The following is a 16029-nucleotide window of genomic DNA, read 5'->3' on the forward strand; positions in this document are numbered from 1 at the left end:
AACTTCCTGATCACGAAGGTTCAGGCCGCCGTGTCGAGGACGGTCTGACGTGCGGGCGCGCGGCGTGCCGTCGCGGACGGGCGGCGCCGGCCCCGGGGGGTGGAGCTGCGCTTGGGGCGTTCGGTCACCGGTGCGGTGATGACGACCGGGATGCCGGACGGGGCCTGGGCGCCGGTGATCCGGTGCAGGGCTTCGTCGCCCGAGCGGATCTGGGTGGTCTGCGGCCGGATCCCCGCGTCCGACATCAGGCGCACCATGCCGCGGCGCTGGCTCGGTGTGACCAGGGTGACGACGCTGCCGGACTCGCCGGCGCGGGCGGTGCGGCCGCCGCGGTGGAGGTAGTCCTTGTGATCGGTCGGCGGGTCGACGTTGACGACGAGGTCCAGGTTGTCGACGTGGATGCCACGTGCCGCGACGTTCGTCGCCACCAGCACGCTGACATGGCCCGTCTTGAACTGCGCGAGGGTGCGGGTGCGCTGCGGCTGCGACTTGCCGCCATGCAGTGCCGCGGCCCGTACCCCGCTGTTGAGAAGGTCCTGGGTCAGCCGGTCGACGGCGTGCTTGGTATCCAGAAACATGATCACGCGGCCGTCGCGGGCGGCGATCTCAGTCGTGGCGGCGTGCTTGTCGGCGCCGTGGACGTGCAGGACGTGGTGCTCCATCGTGGTGACCGCACCAGCCGACGGGTCCACCGAATGCACGACGGGATCGGTCAGGTAGCGGCGCACCAGCAGGTCGACGTTGCGGTCCAAGGTGGCGGAGAACAGCATCCGCTGCCCCTCCGGTCGCACCTGGTCCAGCAGAGCGGTGACCTGCGGCATGAAGCCCATGTCGGCCATCTGGTCCGCCTCGTCCAGGACGGTGATGCCCACCTGGTTCAGCCGGCAGTCGCCACGGTCGATGAGGTCCTTGAGCCGGCCCGGGGTCGCGACGACGATCTCGGCGCCGCCACGCAGCGCGCTGGCCTGGCGCCCGATCGGCATCCCGCCCACCACCGTGGCCAGCCGCAGCCTGACGGACCGGGCATACGGCGTGAGCGCGTCGGTCACCTGCTGCGCCAGCTCACGTGTGGGGACGAGGATCAGCCCCAGCGGCTGGCGAGGCTCGGCGCGCTGTCCGGCGGTACGGGCGAGCAGGGCGAGGCCGAAGGCGAGGGTTTTGCCGGATCCGGTGCGCCCGCGGCCCAGAACGTCGCGGCCCGCCAGGGAGTTCGGCAGCGTCGCGCCCTGGATCGGGAACGGCACACTCACGCCCTGCCGGCCGAGTTCGGCCAGCAGTTGCTTGGGCATGGAGAGATCGGCGAAGCCCTCGACGGCAGGCAGCGCGGGGGTGATCGTGGTGGGAAGCGCGAACTCGCCCTGGACGGCGGCGACCCGGCGGCCGTAGCCGCCGGAACGGGCAGGGGCGCCGGAGCGGCGCGGTGCCGGCGAGCCGAAGCGGCTGCCGCCCCTTCCTGCGTCGGCACTCCCATTACGAGTACGGGGAGAACGGTCGTTCGTACGTGTGCGGTTCATGCGGAACCTTCCTCGATACGGCACATATCAAGGAATTCCCGCAGGCGATGAGCAGCACGGAATTTCGAGTATGGACCGATGTCAAAGCAAATCCGGCCGACGGAAATCCGTGCGGGCGTGATTGCTGAAATGAGTGACGCGGTACGGATGTGAAATCCGGGCGTCGGGTCGTTCGGTTGTTCAGGATGCTTCTGCATCCGCGAAAAACCTTGTGAGGTGAAGCTGCGGATCGCTCCGAGCCGCCCCTCAGGTGAAACCACTGCGGGAAATGCGTGCAGCTGGGGCCCGCACCCCGAGGGATGCGGGCCCCAGCTGCAAGTCTGCGTCAGGCCGGAACGATGTTCTCAGCCGTCGGGCCCTTCTGGCCCTGCGCGATGTCGAAGGTCACCTTCTGGCCCTCGAGCAGCTCACGAAAGCCCTGGGCGGCAATGTTCGAGAAGTGGGCGAACACATCAGCGCCGCCACCGTCCTGCTCGATGAAGCCGAAACCCTTATCCGCGTTGAACCACTTCACGGTGCCAGCAGCCATGTCATATCTCCTTTGGGGCAGTACACCGGTGCCTGCACTGTGCGAACACCGTGTCGTCGCGATGATCAACCCGCCGGAAATGACCGGAAATACAAAAGCGCCCTCTCCGGCAATAGCCGGGTTGGAACACTTGAAGCTTCGGGAACCACAACTGCAACTGAGATGGACAGTAGCACGCCGAAACGGCCTTCGTTGGCTGAGTAATTCCACTCAGGCCATTGCGCCAAGAACTCTCAGCACACAGCCTGGCAAACTCTCTTCTCGCGAGCACAGATATTGGCGCACTCGCAGTACAGCGTTCCAAAAAAGCGTCCGCGAGATCAAGCGCTTCATCCGCTTACAGGGGCTGAGCCGTACTCGTATCCCGTTGCCTTGAGAAAACCCGCGTCCCGGCTCGCCCAGGCCGCCGAGGAGCACCGCGGCCGGCTCATCGGCCGCACCCTCTTCAAGCTCCGCGAAGGCACCCCACCGCCAACTGGGCAAACGCTGCCGGTTCGCATCACGGCATGCCGGCGAGAGCGGCTTCCCTCTACTTACGGTGTGGCTTTTCGGGCCGGCAGGTCTGTTGCGACCGGCGTACCTGTGCGCCGGGGAGCCGGCTCAATCGTGCAAGGTCGGCGTGGGCGGGACGTCCTCAGCCAGGAGACGGAGCATGGGGTGATCGGTCAGCGCCTGCTGCAGTCCGGCAAGACCTTCAGCCAGAGCGGCTCGCTGATGGCCGGGCATGCTGTCGAGGGCCTGGAGGAGGAGTCGATCCCGCCGCTCGCGTACTCGGGCCAGATGTTCACGGCCTGCGTGGGTCACGCAGAGCACGACTTCACGGCGGCTGTCGGGACTGGGGCGGCGTTCGACAAAGCCAAGGGCCTGGAGTCGGTCGATCAGACGGGAGGCGGACGGCGGCGACGCGCCCAGGAGCCGGGTGAGCGCCCTCATGCGGATCCCGTTCTCGCGGTCGGCGATATACAGCACGCGCAGCTGGGAGACAGAGATATACGGCGGCCGACCGTCGTTGCGGTCCTGTTCCCACATGACATCAAGGAGTTCGGCGATGCTGCCGGCCCGGCGGGCCGCGGAGCGGAGGAGACCGAAGCCGGGGCCGGTGTGCTCGGTCATGCGTTTCCCATCCGCCGGGCCCGGTTCCTCATCCGGGTCATGCACCCCCGGCCGAACGGCGCCAAAACACGGTCCAGCCGCAGATGCCCCTTGGCTTTGGGCGTGGGCACCGAGCATCCCTCCTCAAACGTATGACGACATGCCAGCCCGTGGGGCTCTGTCGGAGCGCCGACACCTGCCGCGCGGCCTGGCGCCTCGCGCACCGCAGGAAACGCCGTTGCCCGTCGCGGCCGTCTCAGGCCCCGCCCGTTGTCCCCGCGGATTCGGCGGCGCGACGGTGTCCCGCGTTGATGCGCTGGGCTTCTTCGAGTTGGTCTTCGAGGATGATGATGCGGCAGGCGGCCTCGATGGGGGTGCCACCGTCGACGAGTTCGCGGGCGCGGGCGGCGATGCGCAGTTGGTAGCGGGAGTAGCGGCGGTGTCCGCCCGTCGAGCGCAGCGGGGTGATCAGGCGGGCTTCGCCGATCGCGCGGAACGGCTCAGTGCACGTCGACCCCGGTCCAGGCGGCCTCGACCGCCTTGTACTCGGTGCTGTCGGCGCCGTACAGGTCGGTGGCCGCGGACAGCGTGCCCTTGCGGGCGCCGGCGTAGTCGGTGGTCGACGTGAAGTACGTCGTCAGCGCCTTGTACCAGAGCTGGAGGGCCTTGTCCCGGCCGATGCCGGTGACCTTGGAGCCGTCCTTGGTCGGCGAGTCGTAGTCGACGCCGTCGATGCTCTTCGCGCCACTGCCCTCGGACAGCAGGTAGAAGAAGTGGTTGGCGACGCCGGACGAGTAGTGGACGTCCTCGTTGCCGACGGACGAGGTCCAGTAGTCGGCGGACCCGCCGTCCTTGCTGGGCTTGTCCATGTAGCGCAGCGGCTTGCCGTCGCCGTTGATGTTGATCTTCTCGCCGATGAGGTAGTCGCCGGCGTCGGTGCTGTTGTTCGCGGCGAACTCGACGCCGGTGCCCATGATGTCGCTGGTGGCCTCGTTCAGGCCGCCCGACTCCCCGCTGTACTCCAGTCCCGCGGTGTTGGCGGTGACACCGTGGCTCATCTCGTGGCCGGCGACGTCGAGTGAGGTCAGCGGGTCACTGTCGTTCGTGCCGTCCCCGTAGGTCATGCAGAAGCAGCTGTCGTCCCAGAACGCGTTCACATAGGCGTTGCCGTAGTGCACGCGCGAGTAGGCGGCCTTGCCGTCGTTCTTGATGCCGCTGCGCCCGAAGGTGTTCTTGTAGAAGTCCCAGGTCGCCTGCGCGCCGTACGCGGCGTCCGCGGCGGCGGTCGCGGCGTTCGACGTCTTTCCGTCACCCCAGGTGTCGCTGTCCTGGGAGAACAGCGTGCCGGTGCCGTCCTGCTTGTGGTCCAGGTTGTAGGTCTTGTGGCCGCCGCGGGAGTCGTCGGTGAGGGTGTAGGACGAGCCCGACTGCGCGGTGGTCAGGTCGACCTTGCCGCTGTACTGGGTGTTGCCGACGCCGGTCTCGATGCCCTGGTACTGGAAGAGCTTCTTTCCTGTGGCCGCGTCGGTGACGACGTGCAACTGATTCGGTGTGTCGTCGTCCTGGAAGCCACCGATCACGGTCTCGAAGGCGAGGACGGGCTTGCCGCTCGCCGCCCAGACGACCTTGCGCGGAGCCCGGTCGGTGGTGGACTTCGCCGAGCCGTGCTTCTTCGCCAGGCTCAGTGCCTGCTTCTGCGCCGTGGCCGCGGCGATCCGCGGCGTGAGCGAGGCGAGCTTCAGCGTGACCTTCGACGCTCGGCTGACGCCCTCGGTCCTGCCGGACTCGGAGGTGTGCACGATCAGGTCGCCGCCGAGCACCGGGAGTCCTTCGTAGGTGCGCTCGTAGCGGGTGTGGACGGTGCCGTCGGCGTCCTTGACGACGTCCTTGACGACCAGCTTCTCCTTGGAGCCCAGGCCTATGTTCTTGGTCGTCCGGGCGAGCCTGGCCTGCGCGTTCCGAATGAGGCCGGTGCGGGCGGCGGCCGACAGCGCGACGGGCGCGGCAGCCGGTCGGGCGGAGTCGGCGGTGAGTTGCGGGGCGGCGGACGCGGTGAGCGAGGTGCTCATCAGGGCGGCCGCGGTGGCGACGGCGATGGCTGCCGCGAGGGCCGTGTGCTGGTGACGTGTGGTGCGGGAGGTCATGCGAGCTCCAGGTTCCGTGGGGGGATTTACCGGCTGGTGTGGCGTCGGCCGGTGTGAGCTACATGAAGGGCACACCCCGAAAAGGCAGGGGCATGACAACGTACGAAGGGGGTCCGCGGTACATCAATCCTCGACATCCCGTGGGCAGTTGACTGTGACACCCAGAGAAAACCCCAGCGACTGCGCTCGCGCCATGCATCCAGGTCACAAATGACAACAACCCCACGCGCCCTTCACATGCAAGGCACAGACCTTTCCATCTATGTATGCCGCGCGAACTGGTTGAAAGGAGCCATCAGTGATGAGAAGGCCACTGATGCGCCCATGCCACCGGGCACCGGAGCGATACCCACCCTGCGAACTGGCCCGTATCGCCCGTGATGTCGGACCGTGATGCGCGGGCGAGAGCGGATACGGGCCCCGGCGCAGCGAGTTCTCGAACCCGGGGGATCCTGACCGACGTACGCCGCGGCATGACTCGCACCCGTTGCACCGAGCGCGGCTCGGCACCAACGGGGGCCTGGTGACAGCCCTTTACACCAGGAGCCACGTCTGAACATGCCGCTCTCACGGGCGACCTTCGTCGCGCAGCCCGGTGCCCCACGGCCAGGCCACGGCAGGCGCATTGCGGGAACTGGTCACCCAGGCGTGCTCCCGGTCGGCCCCGAGCCCCAGGTCAGTGCCGCGGGGCCGCTCCCTCGTCGACGGGCAGTGCGACGGGTTCTTCGGCCAGCAGCGCCCTCGCCCGCCTGGATCCCGGAACTACGCCGGCTGCGTTGCCGGCTCTGTCCGCCCGCCGCGCCCGGTGCACGCGACGCAGCGCCAGATGAAGGGCCAGGATCACCGCACACGTGACGGCGGCGGACTGCCACAGCAGCGCGTCGAGCCGGTCAGCCGCCAGATAGGCCCCTGCGGCCACCGCGGCCAGGGCACAAACCCCGCGGTCCACGATGCTCTCCACCGACAGCAAGGTGGCACGCGGAGCGCCCTCGGGGATCGCGTCGTTGATGAGTTTGCGCTGTACCGGGTAGCAGAAGCCGGTGAACGCGGCGAAAACGCAGAGCAGCCCTGCCACCGCCCACGGGCCGCCGACCACGGTGCCCGCCAGCGTGGCCGCGAGCGCCACGCTCAGCAGGGACACCCAGGCCGTGGGCGACAGCCGCGACCCCAGCCACTGAGGCCGCGCGGAGGCCACCGCCTCGGCGACCGTCATCGCCGCGAGCACGCTGCCATGGCTGCCCTCGCCGATGCCATGGTGCAGCAACACCGGCTGGAAGAGGTTGACCTGGCAGATCCGCGACAGCGTGAAGACCCCGACACCTTGCACCATCAGCAGGGCCAGCCACGGCGACGACCGGAGCGCCCGCAAGGCGGCTCCGGTGTCGCGCAGCAGCGGCGCGCCGCGAAGCCCGGAGACACCCTTCACCTCGCCCGCCTCGCGGGGAGCGAGCCGTGGCAGAGCGAGGGCACATCCCAGCGAGCCCGCCGCACTCACCGCGCTCAGCACATACGGAGACTGCGGCGCCACCATCATCAGCGGTCCGACGAGCGGCCAGCAGACCACCTTGGCTGCCAGCCCCAGAGCACGCGCCGTACCCTCCGCGCGAAGGTAGTGGGCATCCGCCCCTTCCGCTCGCAGCCCGTCGTACAGGCAGGCACTGGCCGCGCCCGATGTCAGGGAGCGGCCGGCGGCGATGGCCAGGAAGTGGAGGAGGAAGCCCGTGTAGGAGGGCGAGAACACCGGCATCATGTTCGCCGCTGTCATGACCGCCGCACCCGCCCACAGGCAGTTGCGCGCTCCGATGCGGTCGGCGACGAGTCCGGTGGGGATCTCGAAGAGGCAGAAAGCGATGTAGTAGATGCTCTGGATGCCGAAGATCTGGCCGTTGGACAGGCCCGCGTCACGCTGGTAGGCGTAGAAGACGGGCATCCACCACAGCAGATTGAACAGCAGCTGGAACCCGTTGTTGAGGCGGATCACACGGCGGGCGGCCGGGGTCAGGTCCGCCTGGGGAGCGCGGCGCCACGGGGTGAACGTACGGCGCCTCATCGGGCGTACGGGCGTACCTGGACCAACTGGAACGCCCCCTCGTCGGTCATCAGCCATTCGATGTCCAGGGCGTCGTCCGGGTCGCCCTTGCTGAAGTGGGACTGCAACAGCCGTCCTGCCAGGGCCAGTCGGGCCAGCGCCGCTCGCGAACCCGCCGCCAGGTCCGTGCCCGAGGATCCGACGGCCACCGTACGGCCACCGCCCTCGACCGTGTTGTACAGGTACTGGTGCGGCAGGACCGTGCCGTCCACCACGCGCTCGGGCGATCCGGCCGTGCAGTTGAGGTACACGTTGCGGAAGTCCTCCCGACGTGTCGGGTTGCAGGTGACCAGTACGCCCCCGAGGTCGGCCGGCGCGTACTCCTGGATGATCACCCCCATGTAGGTGTCGTCCAGCGAGATGCCGACCTGGTGGCGCATACGCACGCTGCGCGGCGACAGCAGGGAGGCCCACACATGGACGACGGCCTCCATCAGCTGCCGCGCGCCGCGTACGGTCGTCACCGAGTCGTAGATGCCCGCTGCCGAGAACCCCGGCAGGTCCTCGGCGTTGGAGGAGGAACGCACCACGAGGCGGCGGCCGTCGGCCAGCAGTTGCGGCACCGCTCCGGTGATGGCTCGGGCCACCTCGTCGGGCATCGGCGTGCTCCGCATCAGGTGCTGGAGATCCAACGAGAGCGAGTCGATCATGTCGAGCGCGTCGAGTTCGAGCGCCATCTTCAGCTTCCCGATGCCCTGTTGGAGGGCGGGCGACGAGGTCAGGTAGAGATGGTGCAGATGGAACGGCAGCGCGACGCCCCGCGGGGCCCGGACCGTCCGAGCCACGCGTTCGGCGGCCGAGGACCGGAGCCGGTCCAGGGGCGCTCCCGGTTCGCCGAGCCGCGCGCCGAGATGGGCGAGGAGGTCCGGCCGTGGGGGGCGCGGGCGGGCGTAGAAGGCGGTCAGGTCCGCGGTGCGGCTGTCCAGCACATGGTGCAGTTCGCCGAGGTGGGCGGCCTTGGTGCCGTAGCTGTCGCGATCGTCGCTGCGCAGCCGGTGCAGTTCCATGATCGGCGCGTCGCCGATGAGCGGGGCGTCGATGTGGATGCGCTGGGTGTCCCAGACCGGCCGCTCCAACGTCGGGGCGCGGTTGAGCCGTTCCACGGTGATGGTGTCTTCCCGCACGCGGTAGTCGACCCACGCACCGTCCAGGCCGTGCCGCTCGACGAGACCGTCCAGGTCACGGATGATCGCGTTCGGAATGCCCCAGCCCGAGGCCAGCACGTTGGTGTGCGACAGCGGCGTCGTGGCGGCGGTGTTGATGAATCCGGCCACCCGGGGCACGTCGTCGGGCAGGCCTGCCATGGCGACGATGTCCGACCAGCCGAGGTCCTCGGCGCCGGCGCGGTACTCCTGCGGACTGCGGAAGTACCGCAGACGTCCCTGCGCCACGCCCGGGTTGAGGCAGGTCCGGGTGCGGTTGCCGAAAAGCTCCTGGCTCAGGATGCGCGGGAGGCGGGCGTCGCTGACGGTGGCGAGTTCATGCTCCTGGCCGTGATTCGCCGGCTTCATGAGCAACGGGAGGCGTCCGTCCACGCGGTGGCGTACGTAGTCGTAGAACTCCTGGAGCAGGGCGCCGTGCATGGTGTCCGCCTCGGTCGTCTCCAGGACGAGGAAGGGCCGTTCGGCACCGTCGGCGTCCTCGTCGCTGTGCAACGAGAGAACTCCCAGCAGAAAGCGGCGGTTTGGCGCCATGTACACCGAGGCGTTGAAGGCGTCCAGCTCGGCGTCGAGTTGCTGCGGTGTCATGCCGAGTACGCGCGTGGCGATGTAGTCGACGTGGAAGGGGTGCACCCGGGTGTCCAGCAGATGCCAGGCGTCCTCGGCCCGGTCCACCACGACCTTCAGGTACGGGTGTCCGGCGAGCACGCCGGACAGGGTGCGGAACAGCGGCAGCGACAGGTTGGCCCCGACGACGGTGAGGTCGCCCGCCGCGTCGGGGGCGCGCGCCTCGTCCGGTGCGAGCGTCATGCGCGGGCCTCCTCGGCGGCGTCCGCCCGCAGGATGTCCGGCAGGGCGTCCACCAGGGCGGTGAAGTCGCGTACGACGGTCTGCGGGCGGTCGGCCGAGAGCAGACACAGTCCGGCCATGGTGTTGGCGCCGCCCGCGGGGTCGTAGACGGGTACCGGCGAGCCGTCCGGGAGGGAGCTCTCCCGGACCACGGACAGCGTGCTGTCCGCGCCGACCGGTGCCTCGCGGATGACGGTCGCGGAGTCCCACCGACCTCGCCGCGCCCACGGGGTGCCGTCACCGTTGACCGCGAGCACCACCAGCGAGCCCGCCGCGCGCTCGGCGTCCGCGAGCGTCAGCGCCCTGGCGGGCCAGGCGGGCGAACGCCCGAGCAGTTGATCGGTGAACAGGCCGACCAGATCGAGGCCGAAGACCTCTTCGATCTGCGGCACGGTCATCGCGCCGCCGAACCGCGCGGCCGTCTCGATGACCCACATCCGGCCGTCCGCCCCGAGTTTGATCTCCGTGTGGGTGCCGCAGTTCTCCAGTCCCAGCGCGTCCACGGCCTGCCGGGCAAGCTCCACGATCCTGTCCTGCGCCTCGCTCTCGACGGCGGCCGGCGTGATGCCGGCGCGCTCGGTGAACGGGGCCACCGTCGGCATCCGCCCGCTCAGACAGACCGGCCGGAACTCGCCGTCGACGACGGCGCCTTCGACGCTCACGTAGTCACCCCAGCCGGGGCCGTCGAACCACTCCTCGGCCCGTCCGGAGACGATCTCCTCGACGATGTAATCCTCCGACGCGCCCTGCACATGCAGTTCGGCGAAGCCGAGTTGTGCCGACTCCGCCATCACCTGACGCGAGCTGCGCCAGGCGTGCTGCGCCTGCTCGGGCTCGTCGATGATCTGGTGCGCGGTCGACCCCGCACTCCAGGCGGACTTGAGTAGTAGCGGACATGACAACTCTTTGGTCGCCTGATCCAGTTCGGCGAGGTCGGCGACGGCACGGAACCGCGGCTGCGGTACACCGCGGCGGTCCCACCTGGCGCGCATCAGCCGCTTGTCACGGGCGAGGGCGGCTGCCGCGCCGGCACCCCTCAGGCCCAGCCGTCGGCACGCCTCGGCCACCGCGACCACCGCGTACTCCGAGAAGGTGAGGACCGCGTCCGCCTCCACCTCGCGGGCGCGGGCAGTGATCAGCTCGACCAGATCCCGGTGTTCGGTCCCAGACGGCGTGACCACCGAGGCGCACAGCCGCGCCGCGTCGTCCGCCACCCCGACGGGCAGCCCGCTCAGTGCCAGCAGATGCACCGTGGACCTCGCGGCCACCCGCGCCAAAGCATGACCCACCGGGGGCCCGCCCTTGGCATGCACGTACAGCACCTGGCTCATACAGATCCATCTCCTTCGAGGTCGCGGCACTTGAGGCCGGGAGCACTGACACCCTCCGGTCCGCCTCCTTCAAGCGAACCAGTCCCAACTCCCCCGTCAGCAGCCGTAGTACGCGAACGACTCAGGCAAATGCCCTATCCATCCGCGTGATTGGCGTCATGTGAAGATGCCGTGATGCGCTAGCGAACAGGCAGTGCAGAGCGTGAGGGCGCCCGGCCTCCCCGTCTTCCCAGGGTGCTACGGCTTACACACGAGATGTCACCCAACGTCACATCGTGCAGCATTGAAGGAGTTGGGTCGTGAACGAGACGGAATCCAAGGCATGGCCGGTTCACATGGCAGGTCCGACCGACCGGAACCCGTTCGGCGCCCTCGCCGAACTCGCCCCGGCCGCCGCGTTCATGCGCGACGACACGGGCCGCTACGTGTGGGCCAACCACGCCTACGCCCACCTGTACGGGACGACACGTGACGCAGTGATCGGCAGCCATCTGTCCGACCTCGACGAACCCTCCGACGTCAGCCGCTTTCTCGCCATGGACCAACAGGTCCTGACCGACGGCAAATCCGTGCGGCACGCCCTCACCTACCGCCGCCCCGACGGATCCTCCGCGCACGCGGCGGGCTATCGATTCCCCGTCCGCTGGGGTGCCGAACACTGCGCCGCGGGCATCTACGTCGACGTCACCGACTACGTCCGGGTGATGGACCAACGGCAGCGGGCCGAGGCGGACTTGCTCGTGCTGCGCGACCACAGCGGACTGGCCTGCGTCCGGCTGTCCCCGGACGGGCGGATCAGCGAGGCCGGCACCGCCACGGCAGAGATCCTGCGCGTCCGCCTCTCCGATCTGACCGGTCTGCGCGCCGACTCCCTTCTCGCCGACACCCCCGACCGCGTCGACCTGTTCCGGGCCTGGGACGACCTGATCACCGGCCGGCGCAGGAGCGCCCGCGCCTCAGCGGTGATCGTCGACGGGGAGGGGTGGCAGCGCCGGGCCCGGATCCGGCTGACCACGGTCGGCGCGACGGCGCCGGGCGTGACCGGCGTCTGGGCCGTCGCCACCCACCTGGGCCGGCGCCAGCAGGCCCAGCCTTCCCTGACCGCCGCGCAGGTGCGCATAGTCGCCCTGCTCGCGGCCGGTCGCAGCAACGCGGACATCGCCGGGGAACTGCGCCTTTCTCGGCAGACCCTCGACTACCACCTGAGTCGGCTGCGCGTCCTCCTGGAAGCACCGACCCGACCCGCGCTGGTCGCCCGGGCCTACGTCCTCGGCATCCTCTCTCCCCAGGCGTGGCCACCCCGCTCGCCCACGGCCGCTCATCCCTCCAGCCCGGTGTGACCGATCCGGCGGGCCGAGACGGTTCTCGGCCGCGCGAAGGAGAATCCGACCGGCGCTGGTACAACTGCCCCTCCCTGGGCAGCACGAAGACAGCGGGTGCGTACAGGCCGGCGTTACTGACTGACCGATCCCGTGCAGCCGTACGGACAAACAGGACCCGGCCCGTTCGACCGCGACAGGAACCGTCGTCCGGCGACAGTTCGACCGTGCCGGTGCTGTTGCCGCGAAGTCCCCCTCCAGGCGCCTCGGTGAGCCGATACGTCCCCGGCCGAAGGCGCCACGGCAGGACCGGGTGCAATGCCCCGGTGCCGACGTCGACGCGGACCACGTTGGACATCCAGCCACCGATACCCGGGGGGCGATCAGCGCCGCGATCTCTCCGGACCCGAGATGTCGAGCGCGTGACTCGGACGTCGGTCGTAAGGACAACGTCCCGTGCGCCGGTGCGCGGATCGCGGTGTCACCGTTCCGGGGCCCACGTCCGGCCCTTCGACGGCCCGCGATCACGTCGGTGCCGAGGCACGGTGTCCACGTAGCCGCCCGTATGCCATGGAGCCGCGCGGTCCGGCGGTCCTCGAGAGACATGAGCAAACTTCGCGGAAGCCCGCCGGCAGCCGGCGCCCGTCGCACGAGATCGACGGTTCGCCGTTCGGCGCCAGGTGTGGCAGGGCGCCGACCCGGCGACGGGTGTCGGCCGTCGGTTCGTGGACCCACACCATCAGGCGTGCGGTGCCCTTGCCGCCGTCACGGCAGAGGAGGCCGAGGCCGAGCAGCTGCCGCCGCCTTCGCGGAGAAGGTCCGCGCAGGCGACGACAGCAGCCCCGTAGGACCTCACCGCCGCCCAGGAGTTCGCCGACTTCGCCGAGCACGCGCAGAATTTCGCAACGGCCGACATAGATTGCCCGCGGCTCGCGCGTCCTTGTGGGCGTTGAGAAACGGGAGGGCCCATGAACCCGCAGGACCACGAGAGATTTCGGGACTTCGTCGATGCCCGATGGAGCGCCTTGCTGCGCCTGGCGAACCTGCTCACCGGCGGTGACCGCCACGAGGCCGAAGACCTCGTGCAGACCGCTCTGATGAAGGCGCTGGGCCGCTGGCGGCACATTGAGGACCCGGAAGGCTACGTGCGCAAGGTGATGTATCGGCACCAGATCAGCCGCTGGCGACTGCGCAGGCCGTACCGCGAAGCGACGTTCGCCTCGCCGCCCGAGAGTTTTGGCGTCACCGACGGCACGTCCGCCGCCGACCTGCGGATCACTGTGGGCCAGGCACTGACCCGACTGACGCCGCGACAACGCACCGTACTGGTGCTGCGCTACTTCGAGGACCTGTCCGAGACGGAGGTCGCCGGCGCGCTGGGCTGCTCGGTGGGCACCGTACGCAGCACCACCCACCGGTCGCTGGCCCGGCTGCGCAGACTCGCGCCGGAGCTGGGTTCCCCCGAGCAGACCGCGACGACCACCCCGAACAACATGTCCCTGAAGGGAGCCCGCACATGAATGCCGACCAGAACGCCGACCAGCTGGACCGCACGCTCCGGGATGTCCTGCACGCCTGGACCCCCCTGGGGCCGGGCGCTCCCGCGCACATCGCCGAACGCATCATCCGCCGCCGACGGCGACGGAACGTCATGCGCGTCACCGGCGCCGCTCTCGGACTGGCCGGCATCACCTTGGGCGCTGTCATCGCCACCGGTGCGGGCGCCGACAACGGGGCGCAGCCGCCGGCCGCGCGGGTGAGCAAGCAGAGCAAGCTGCTCTGGCAGACCGCGTTGCCCTCGAAGACATGGGACGCCTGTACTCTCGGCGCCGCTACCGGTGACGTGTACTGCCGAGGGATGGAGTACGACAGCATCGGCGTGAACGCCCGTTCCGGAAAGGTCGAATGGCAGCGGAAGGCCAAGGACGCCCACGGCAGCAGCACCCCGTCAGGATCGATGCCCGGTGCACGTGACGGAGTGTTGTACACCTACGCCGATCACGCCCCGGGGGCGCCCCGGGCCGGCACCGACCTGGTCGCCCTCGACATCCACAGCCGGCGGGTTCTGTGGAAGCACGAGCTGGCCGACGACAGCCGAGGCCGGACGTCCGCCGTGCTCTTCGACGGCGGAATCCTCGCCAACGCCCCGACCTTCAAGAGTGTGGTCGCGCTGGACGGCACGACGGGCCGGACGCTGTGGACGTACAAATGGAAGAAGGCCGACTGCGACCGGGCCGTGATCGGCGGTGTCCCGTACCTCACGTGCTCGCCGGACAGCGAGAAGGCGCCGCAACAGAGCACCGTCGTCCGACTCGACCCGGCGACCGGCACGCCACGGACGGTCGCCACGGTCAAGGGCCCGACCATGTACATCGGCACGGATGACGACGCCGTACTGCTGGGCGCCATGGCCGGCGGACAGAAGTTCTTCAGCGACCCCGGTCCCGCCACCCTGACCCGCGTCGACACCCGCTCGGGCTCGGTGACGAAGCACCGCCTCGACGGCCTGCCGACGGGTGTGGTCGCGGACGGCCTCATCCTGGCCACCGACAGAAGCGGCAGCGCCATCGCGTACTCCGCCGACAGCGGCAAGCGGCTGTGGTCGCGCGACCTCGGGCTGACGCTGCGCAAGGTGCGCAACCCCACCATGCGCGAGTTGCCCTCCGCCGCCGCGGTGGACCTCACCAGCCGGATGGCGTACTTCCTCGACCCGTCCGGGCACCTGGTGGGCCTCGATCTGGACAGTGGAGCGGTGCGCTGGCGCGGCCAGGTGCCACTGCCGAAGAGTCCGATGCAGGCCGGAATCGCTCCCGAGCTCATGGCTTACGGCCACGGCCTCATCGGCCAGGTCGGCGGCGAGCTCTTCCGGATCACGCCCCAACTGCCCCAAGGAGGATGACGGTCGGGACGCGGCGAGGGCCGCGCGGGCTCCGTCCGGGGAACCCGGAGCCCGCGCGGCCGGCAGCCCGACCGTCCTGCCCCTCCCACGGCGGTCCCGACGACGCCCTCGTCACCACCAGGCCTTGAGGCACGGACGGCAGCGTGCACGTGACGGAAGACCGGCCAGGCCGGCCACCAGACGGGTCGCCGGCCCGGCGGATGCGCCTGTGACAGAACGAAGACCTCGCGAAGAGCAGCCCGTAACTCGGTGCGAGATACAAATACTTCTGACCGCACAGACAGCACCACGCACGGGGGAACACCATGAAGCACACGCGTATCACCGCTCTCGCCGCCATCGGCCTCGCCGCCACCCTCTCCCTCACCGCCTGCAGCGGTGACGGCTCCGGCAAGGACTCCTCCGCCAAGGGCGCCTCCACCCCGCCCTCAGTCGCGTCTTCCTCATCCTCGGACAGTGACCCGAAGTCGGGAGGGAGCTCGGACTCCGGCGACGCCACCGCCAACGACACGAAGCCGGACTCCGGTGGCCAGGACACCCAGGCGGGCACCGGCAGCACGAACGGCACCGCGAAATCCAGCAACAAGGTCCCGTTCTGCAAGACCGAGGACCTGGCCATCGATGCCACCAACGCCGCGCCCGACAAGACCTCCGGCCGGATCGACATCACCATGATCAACCGGGGTTCGACCACCTGCTCGGCCACCGGCTTCGCCGGCGTCGACATCAAGGACGCCGACCACACCTCGAGCCCCATCGAGCGCGGTCCGGCACAGCCGCGCATCACCGTCCTCAAGCCCGGCGACGCCGCGATCTTCGACCTCGCCTACACCATCGACACCACGGGCAACAGCCTCGCCAGCCCGACCAACATCCTGGTCACACCGCCGAACGAGACCCACACCGTCAGCCTGGAGTGGCCCGCCGCGGCCGGCCAGATCAAGGGCGCCTACACCGACGTTCAGGTCTACCCCACCCACACCACCAAGTAGGAACGGCGGCCGCCGGCCGAGCGGCGAGCTGCTTCACCTCACCCAGGACGCCGAGACGTCAACCGTTCTGAGGCGGATCTCGGCGCCCTCGGGGCGGTGGTGACGCTGGTG

Annotated in this window: 12 protein-coding genes and 1 pseudogene; 4 read left to right on the forward strand and 9 right to left on the reverse strand. The window is 69.5% G+C overall.

Going from position 1 to position 16029, the window contains the following annotated elements; translation table 11 throughout:
- Nucleotides 1-20: 20 nt before the first annotated feature.
- From ACIRQH_RS04025 to ACIRQH_RS04065, 9 genes and pseudogenes are all read right to left on the reverse strand, one after another.
- A complete protein-coding gene (locus tag ACIRQH_RS04025) occupies nt 21-1514 on the reverse strand; it encodes a DEAD/DEAH box helicase (protein WP_404224099.1) in 1494 nt (497 codons plus the stop codon).
- Nucleotides 1511-1711, reverse strand: coding sequence for a hypothetical protein (locus ACIRQH_RS04030; protein ID WP_388937400.1), 201 nt, complete (start codon nt 1709-1711; stop codon nt 1511-1513). The genes ACIRQH_RS04025 and ACIRQH_RS04030 overlap by 4 nt, the downstream gene beginning before the upstream one ends.
- Before the next feature lie 128 nt (nt 1712-1839).
- Nucleotides 1840-2043, reverse strand: a complete 204-nt coding sequence (locus ACIRQH_RS04035) for a cold-shock protein (protein WP_151471173.1) — start codon at nt 2041-2043, stop codon at nt 1840-1842.
- Between the two features lie 600 nt (nt 2044-2643).
- Complete coding sequence (locus tag ACIRQH_RS04040; RefSeq protein WP_358817328.1) at nt 2644-3156, reverse strand: MarR family transcriptional regulator; 513 nt, start codon at nt 3154-3156, stop codon at nt 2644-2646.
- 235 nt (nt 3157-3391) lie between these two features.
- Nucleotides 3392-3628 (reverse strand): annotated as a pseudogene (locus tag ACIRQH_RS04045) (MerR family transcriptional regulator); the annotation flags it as partial.
- A 7-nt stretch (nt 3629-3635) separates the two neighbouring features.
- A complete protein-coding gene (locus tag ACIRQH_RS04050) occupies nt 3636-5279 on the reverse strand; it encodes a M4 family metallopeptidase (protein WP_404224102.1) in 1644 nt (547 codons plus the stop codon).
- Between the two features lie 676 nt (nt 5280-5955).
- Entirely contained in the window at nt 5956-7329 is a 1374-nt protein-coding gene (locus ACIRQH_RS04055) for an MFS transporter (protein WP_404224104.1), read from the reverse strand.
- Nucleotides 7326-9338 carry a PEP/pyruvate-binding domain-containing protein gene (locus ACIRQH_RS04060; RefSeq protein WP_404224106.1) on the reverse strand — a complete coding sequence of 671 codons (2013 nt, stop codon included), beginning with the start codon at nt 9336-9338 and terminating at the stop codon, nt 7326-7328. Before ACIRQH_RS04060 ends, ACIRQH_RS04055 begins: the two co-directional genes overlap by 4 nt.
- The gene (locus ACIRQH_RS04065; RefSeq protein ID WP_388877180.1) at nt 9335-10708 is read right to left on the reverse strand and encodes an acetyl-CoA carboxylase biotin carboxylase subunit family protein; all 1374 of its coding nucleotides are present in this window, start codon (nt 10706-10708) and stop codon (nt 9335-9337) included. Before ACIRQH_RS04065 ends, ACIRQH_RS04060 begins: the two co-directional genes overlap by 4 nt.
- 299 nt (nt 10709-11007) lie before the next feature.
- Between ACIRQH_RS04065 and ACIRQH_RS04070 the strand changes: the two genes are divergently transcribed.
- The 4 genes from ACIRQH_RS04070 (at nt 11008) to ACIRQH_RS04085 (ending at nt 15918) form a co-directional block, all read left to right on the forward strand.
- On the forward strand, nt 11008-12048 hold the full coding sequence (locus ACIRQH_RS04070) for a PAS domain-containing protein (protein WP_388936470.1): 1041 nt from the start codon (nt 11008-11010) through the stop codon (nt 12046-12048).
- 947 nt (nt 12049-12995) lie between these two features.
- Nucleotides 12996-13547 carry a SigE family RNA polymerase sigma factor gene (locus tag ACIRQH_RS04075; RefSeq protein ID WP_358817335.1) on the forward strand — a complete coding sequence of 184 codons (552 nt, stop codon included), beginning with the start codon at nt 12996-12998 and terminating at the stop codon, nt 13545-13547.
- Nucleotides 13544-14926: a PQQ-binding-like beta-propeller repeat protein gene (locus tag ACIRQH_RS04080; RefSeq protein ID WP_388936472.1), complete on the forward strand. Its 1383-nt coding sequence runs from the start codon at nt 13544-13546 to the stop codon at nt 14924-14926. Before ACIRQH_RS04075 ends, ACIRQH_RS04080 begins: the two co-directional genes overlap by 4 nt.
- 305 nt (nt 14927-15231) lie before the next feature.
- Nucleotides 15232-15918 (forward strand): DUF4232 domain-containing protein, encoded by a 687-nt coding sequence (locus ACIRQH_RS04085; protein WP_404224109.1) that lies wholly within the window; start codon nt 15232-15234, stop codon nt 15916-15918.
- Nucleotides 15919-16029 lie beyond the last annotated feature (111 nt).

The organism is Streptomyces sp. NPDC102279, assembly GCF_044766365.1.
Taxonomy (GTDB): Bacteria; Actinomycetota; Actinomycetes; order Streptomycetales; family Streptomycetaceae; genus Streptomyces.

Coding starts and splice junctions, on each gene's coding strand:
- ACIRQH_RS04050 (WP_404224102.1), bottom strand. CDS start 5,279: ATGACCTCCCGCACCACACGTCACCAGCACACGGCCCTCGCGGCAGCC.
- ACIRQH_RS04065 (WP_388877180.1), bottom strand. CDS start 10,708: ATGAGCCAGGTGCTGTACGTGCATGCCAAGGGCGGGCCCCCGGTGGGT.
- ACIRQH_RS04085 (WP_404224109.1), top strand. CDS start 15,232: ATGAAGCACACGCGTATCACCGCTCTCGCCGCCATCGGCCTCGCCGCC.
- ACIRQH_RS04080 (WP_388936472.1), top strand. CDS start 13,544: ATGAATGCCGACCAGAACGCCGACCAGCTGGACCGCACGCTCCGGGAT.
- ACIRQH_RS04040 (WP_358817328.1), bottom strand. CDS start 3,156: ATGACCGAGCACACCGGCCCCGGCTTCGGTCTCCTCCGCTCCGCGGCC.
- ACIRQH_RS04035 (WP_151471173.1), bottom strand. CDS start 2,043: ATGGCTGCTGGCACCGTGAAGTGGTTCAACGCGGATAAGGGTTTCGGC.
- ACIRQH_RS04030 (WP_388937400.1), bottom strand. CDS start 1,711: ATGCAGAAGCATCCTGAACAACCGAACGACCCGACGCCCGGATTTCAC.
- ACIRQH_RS04055 (WP_404224104.1), bottom strand. CDS start 7,329: ATGAGGCGCCGTACGTTCACCCCGTGGCGCCGCGCTCCCCAGGCGGAC.
- ACIRQH_RS04075 (WP_358817335.1), top strand. CDS start 12,996: ATGAACCCGCAGGACCACGAGAGATTTCGGGACTTCGTCGATGCCCGA.
- ACIRQH_RS04025 (WP_404224099.1), bottom strand. CDS start 1,514: ATGAACCGCACACGTACGAACGACCGTTCTCCCCGTACTCGTAATGGG.
- ACIRQH_RS04060 (WP_404224106.1), bottom strand. CDS start 9,338: ATGACGCTCGCACCGGACGAGGCGCGCGCCCCCGACGCGGCGGGCGAC.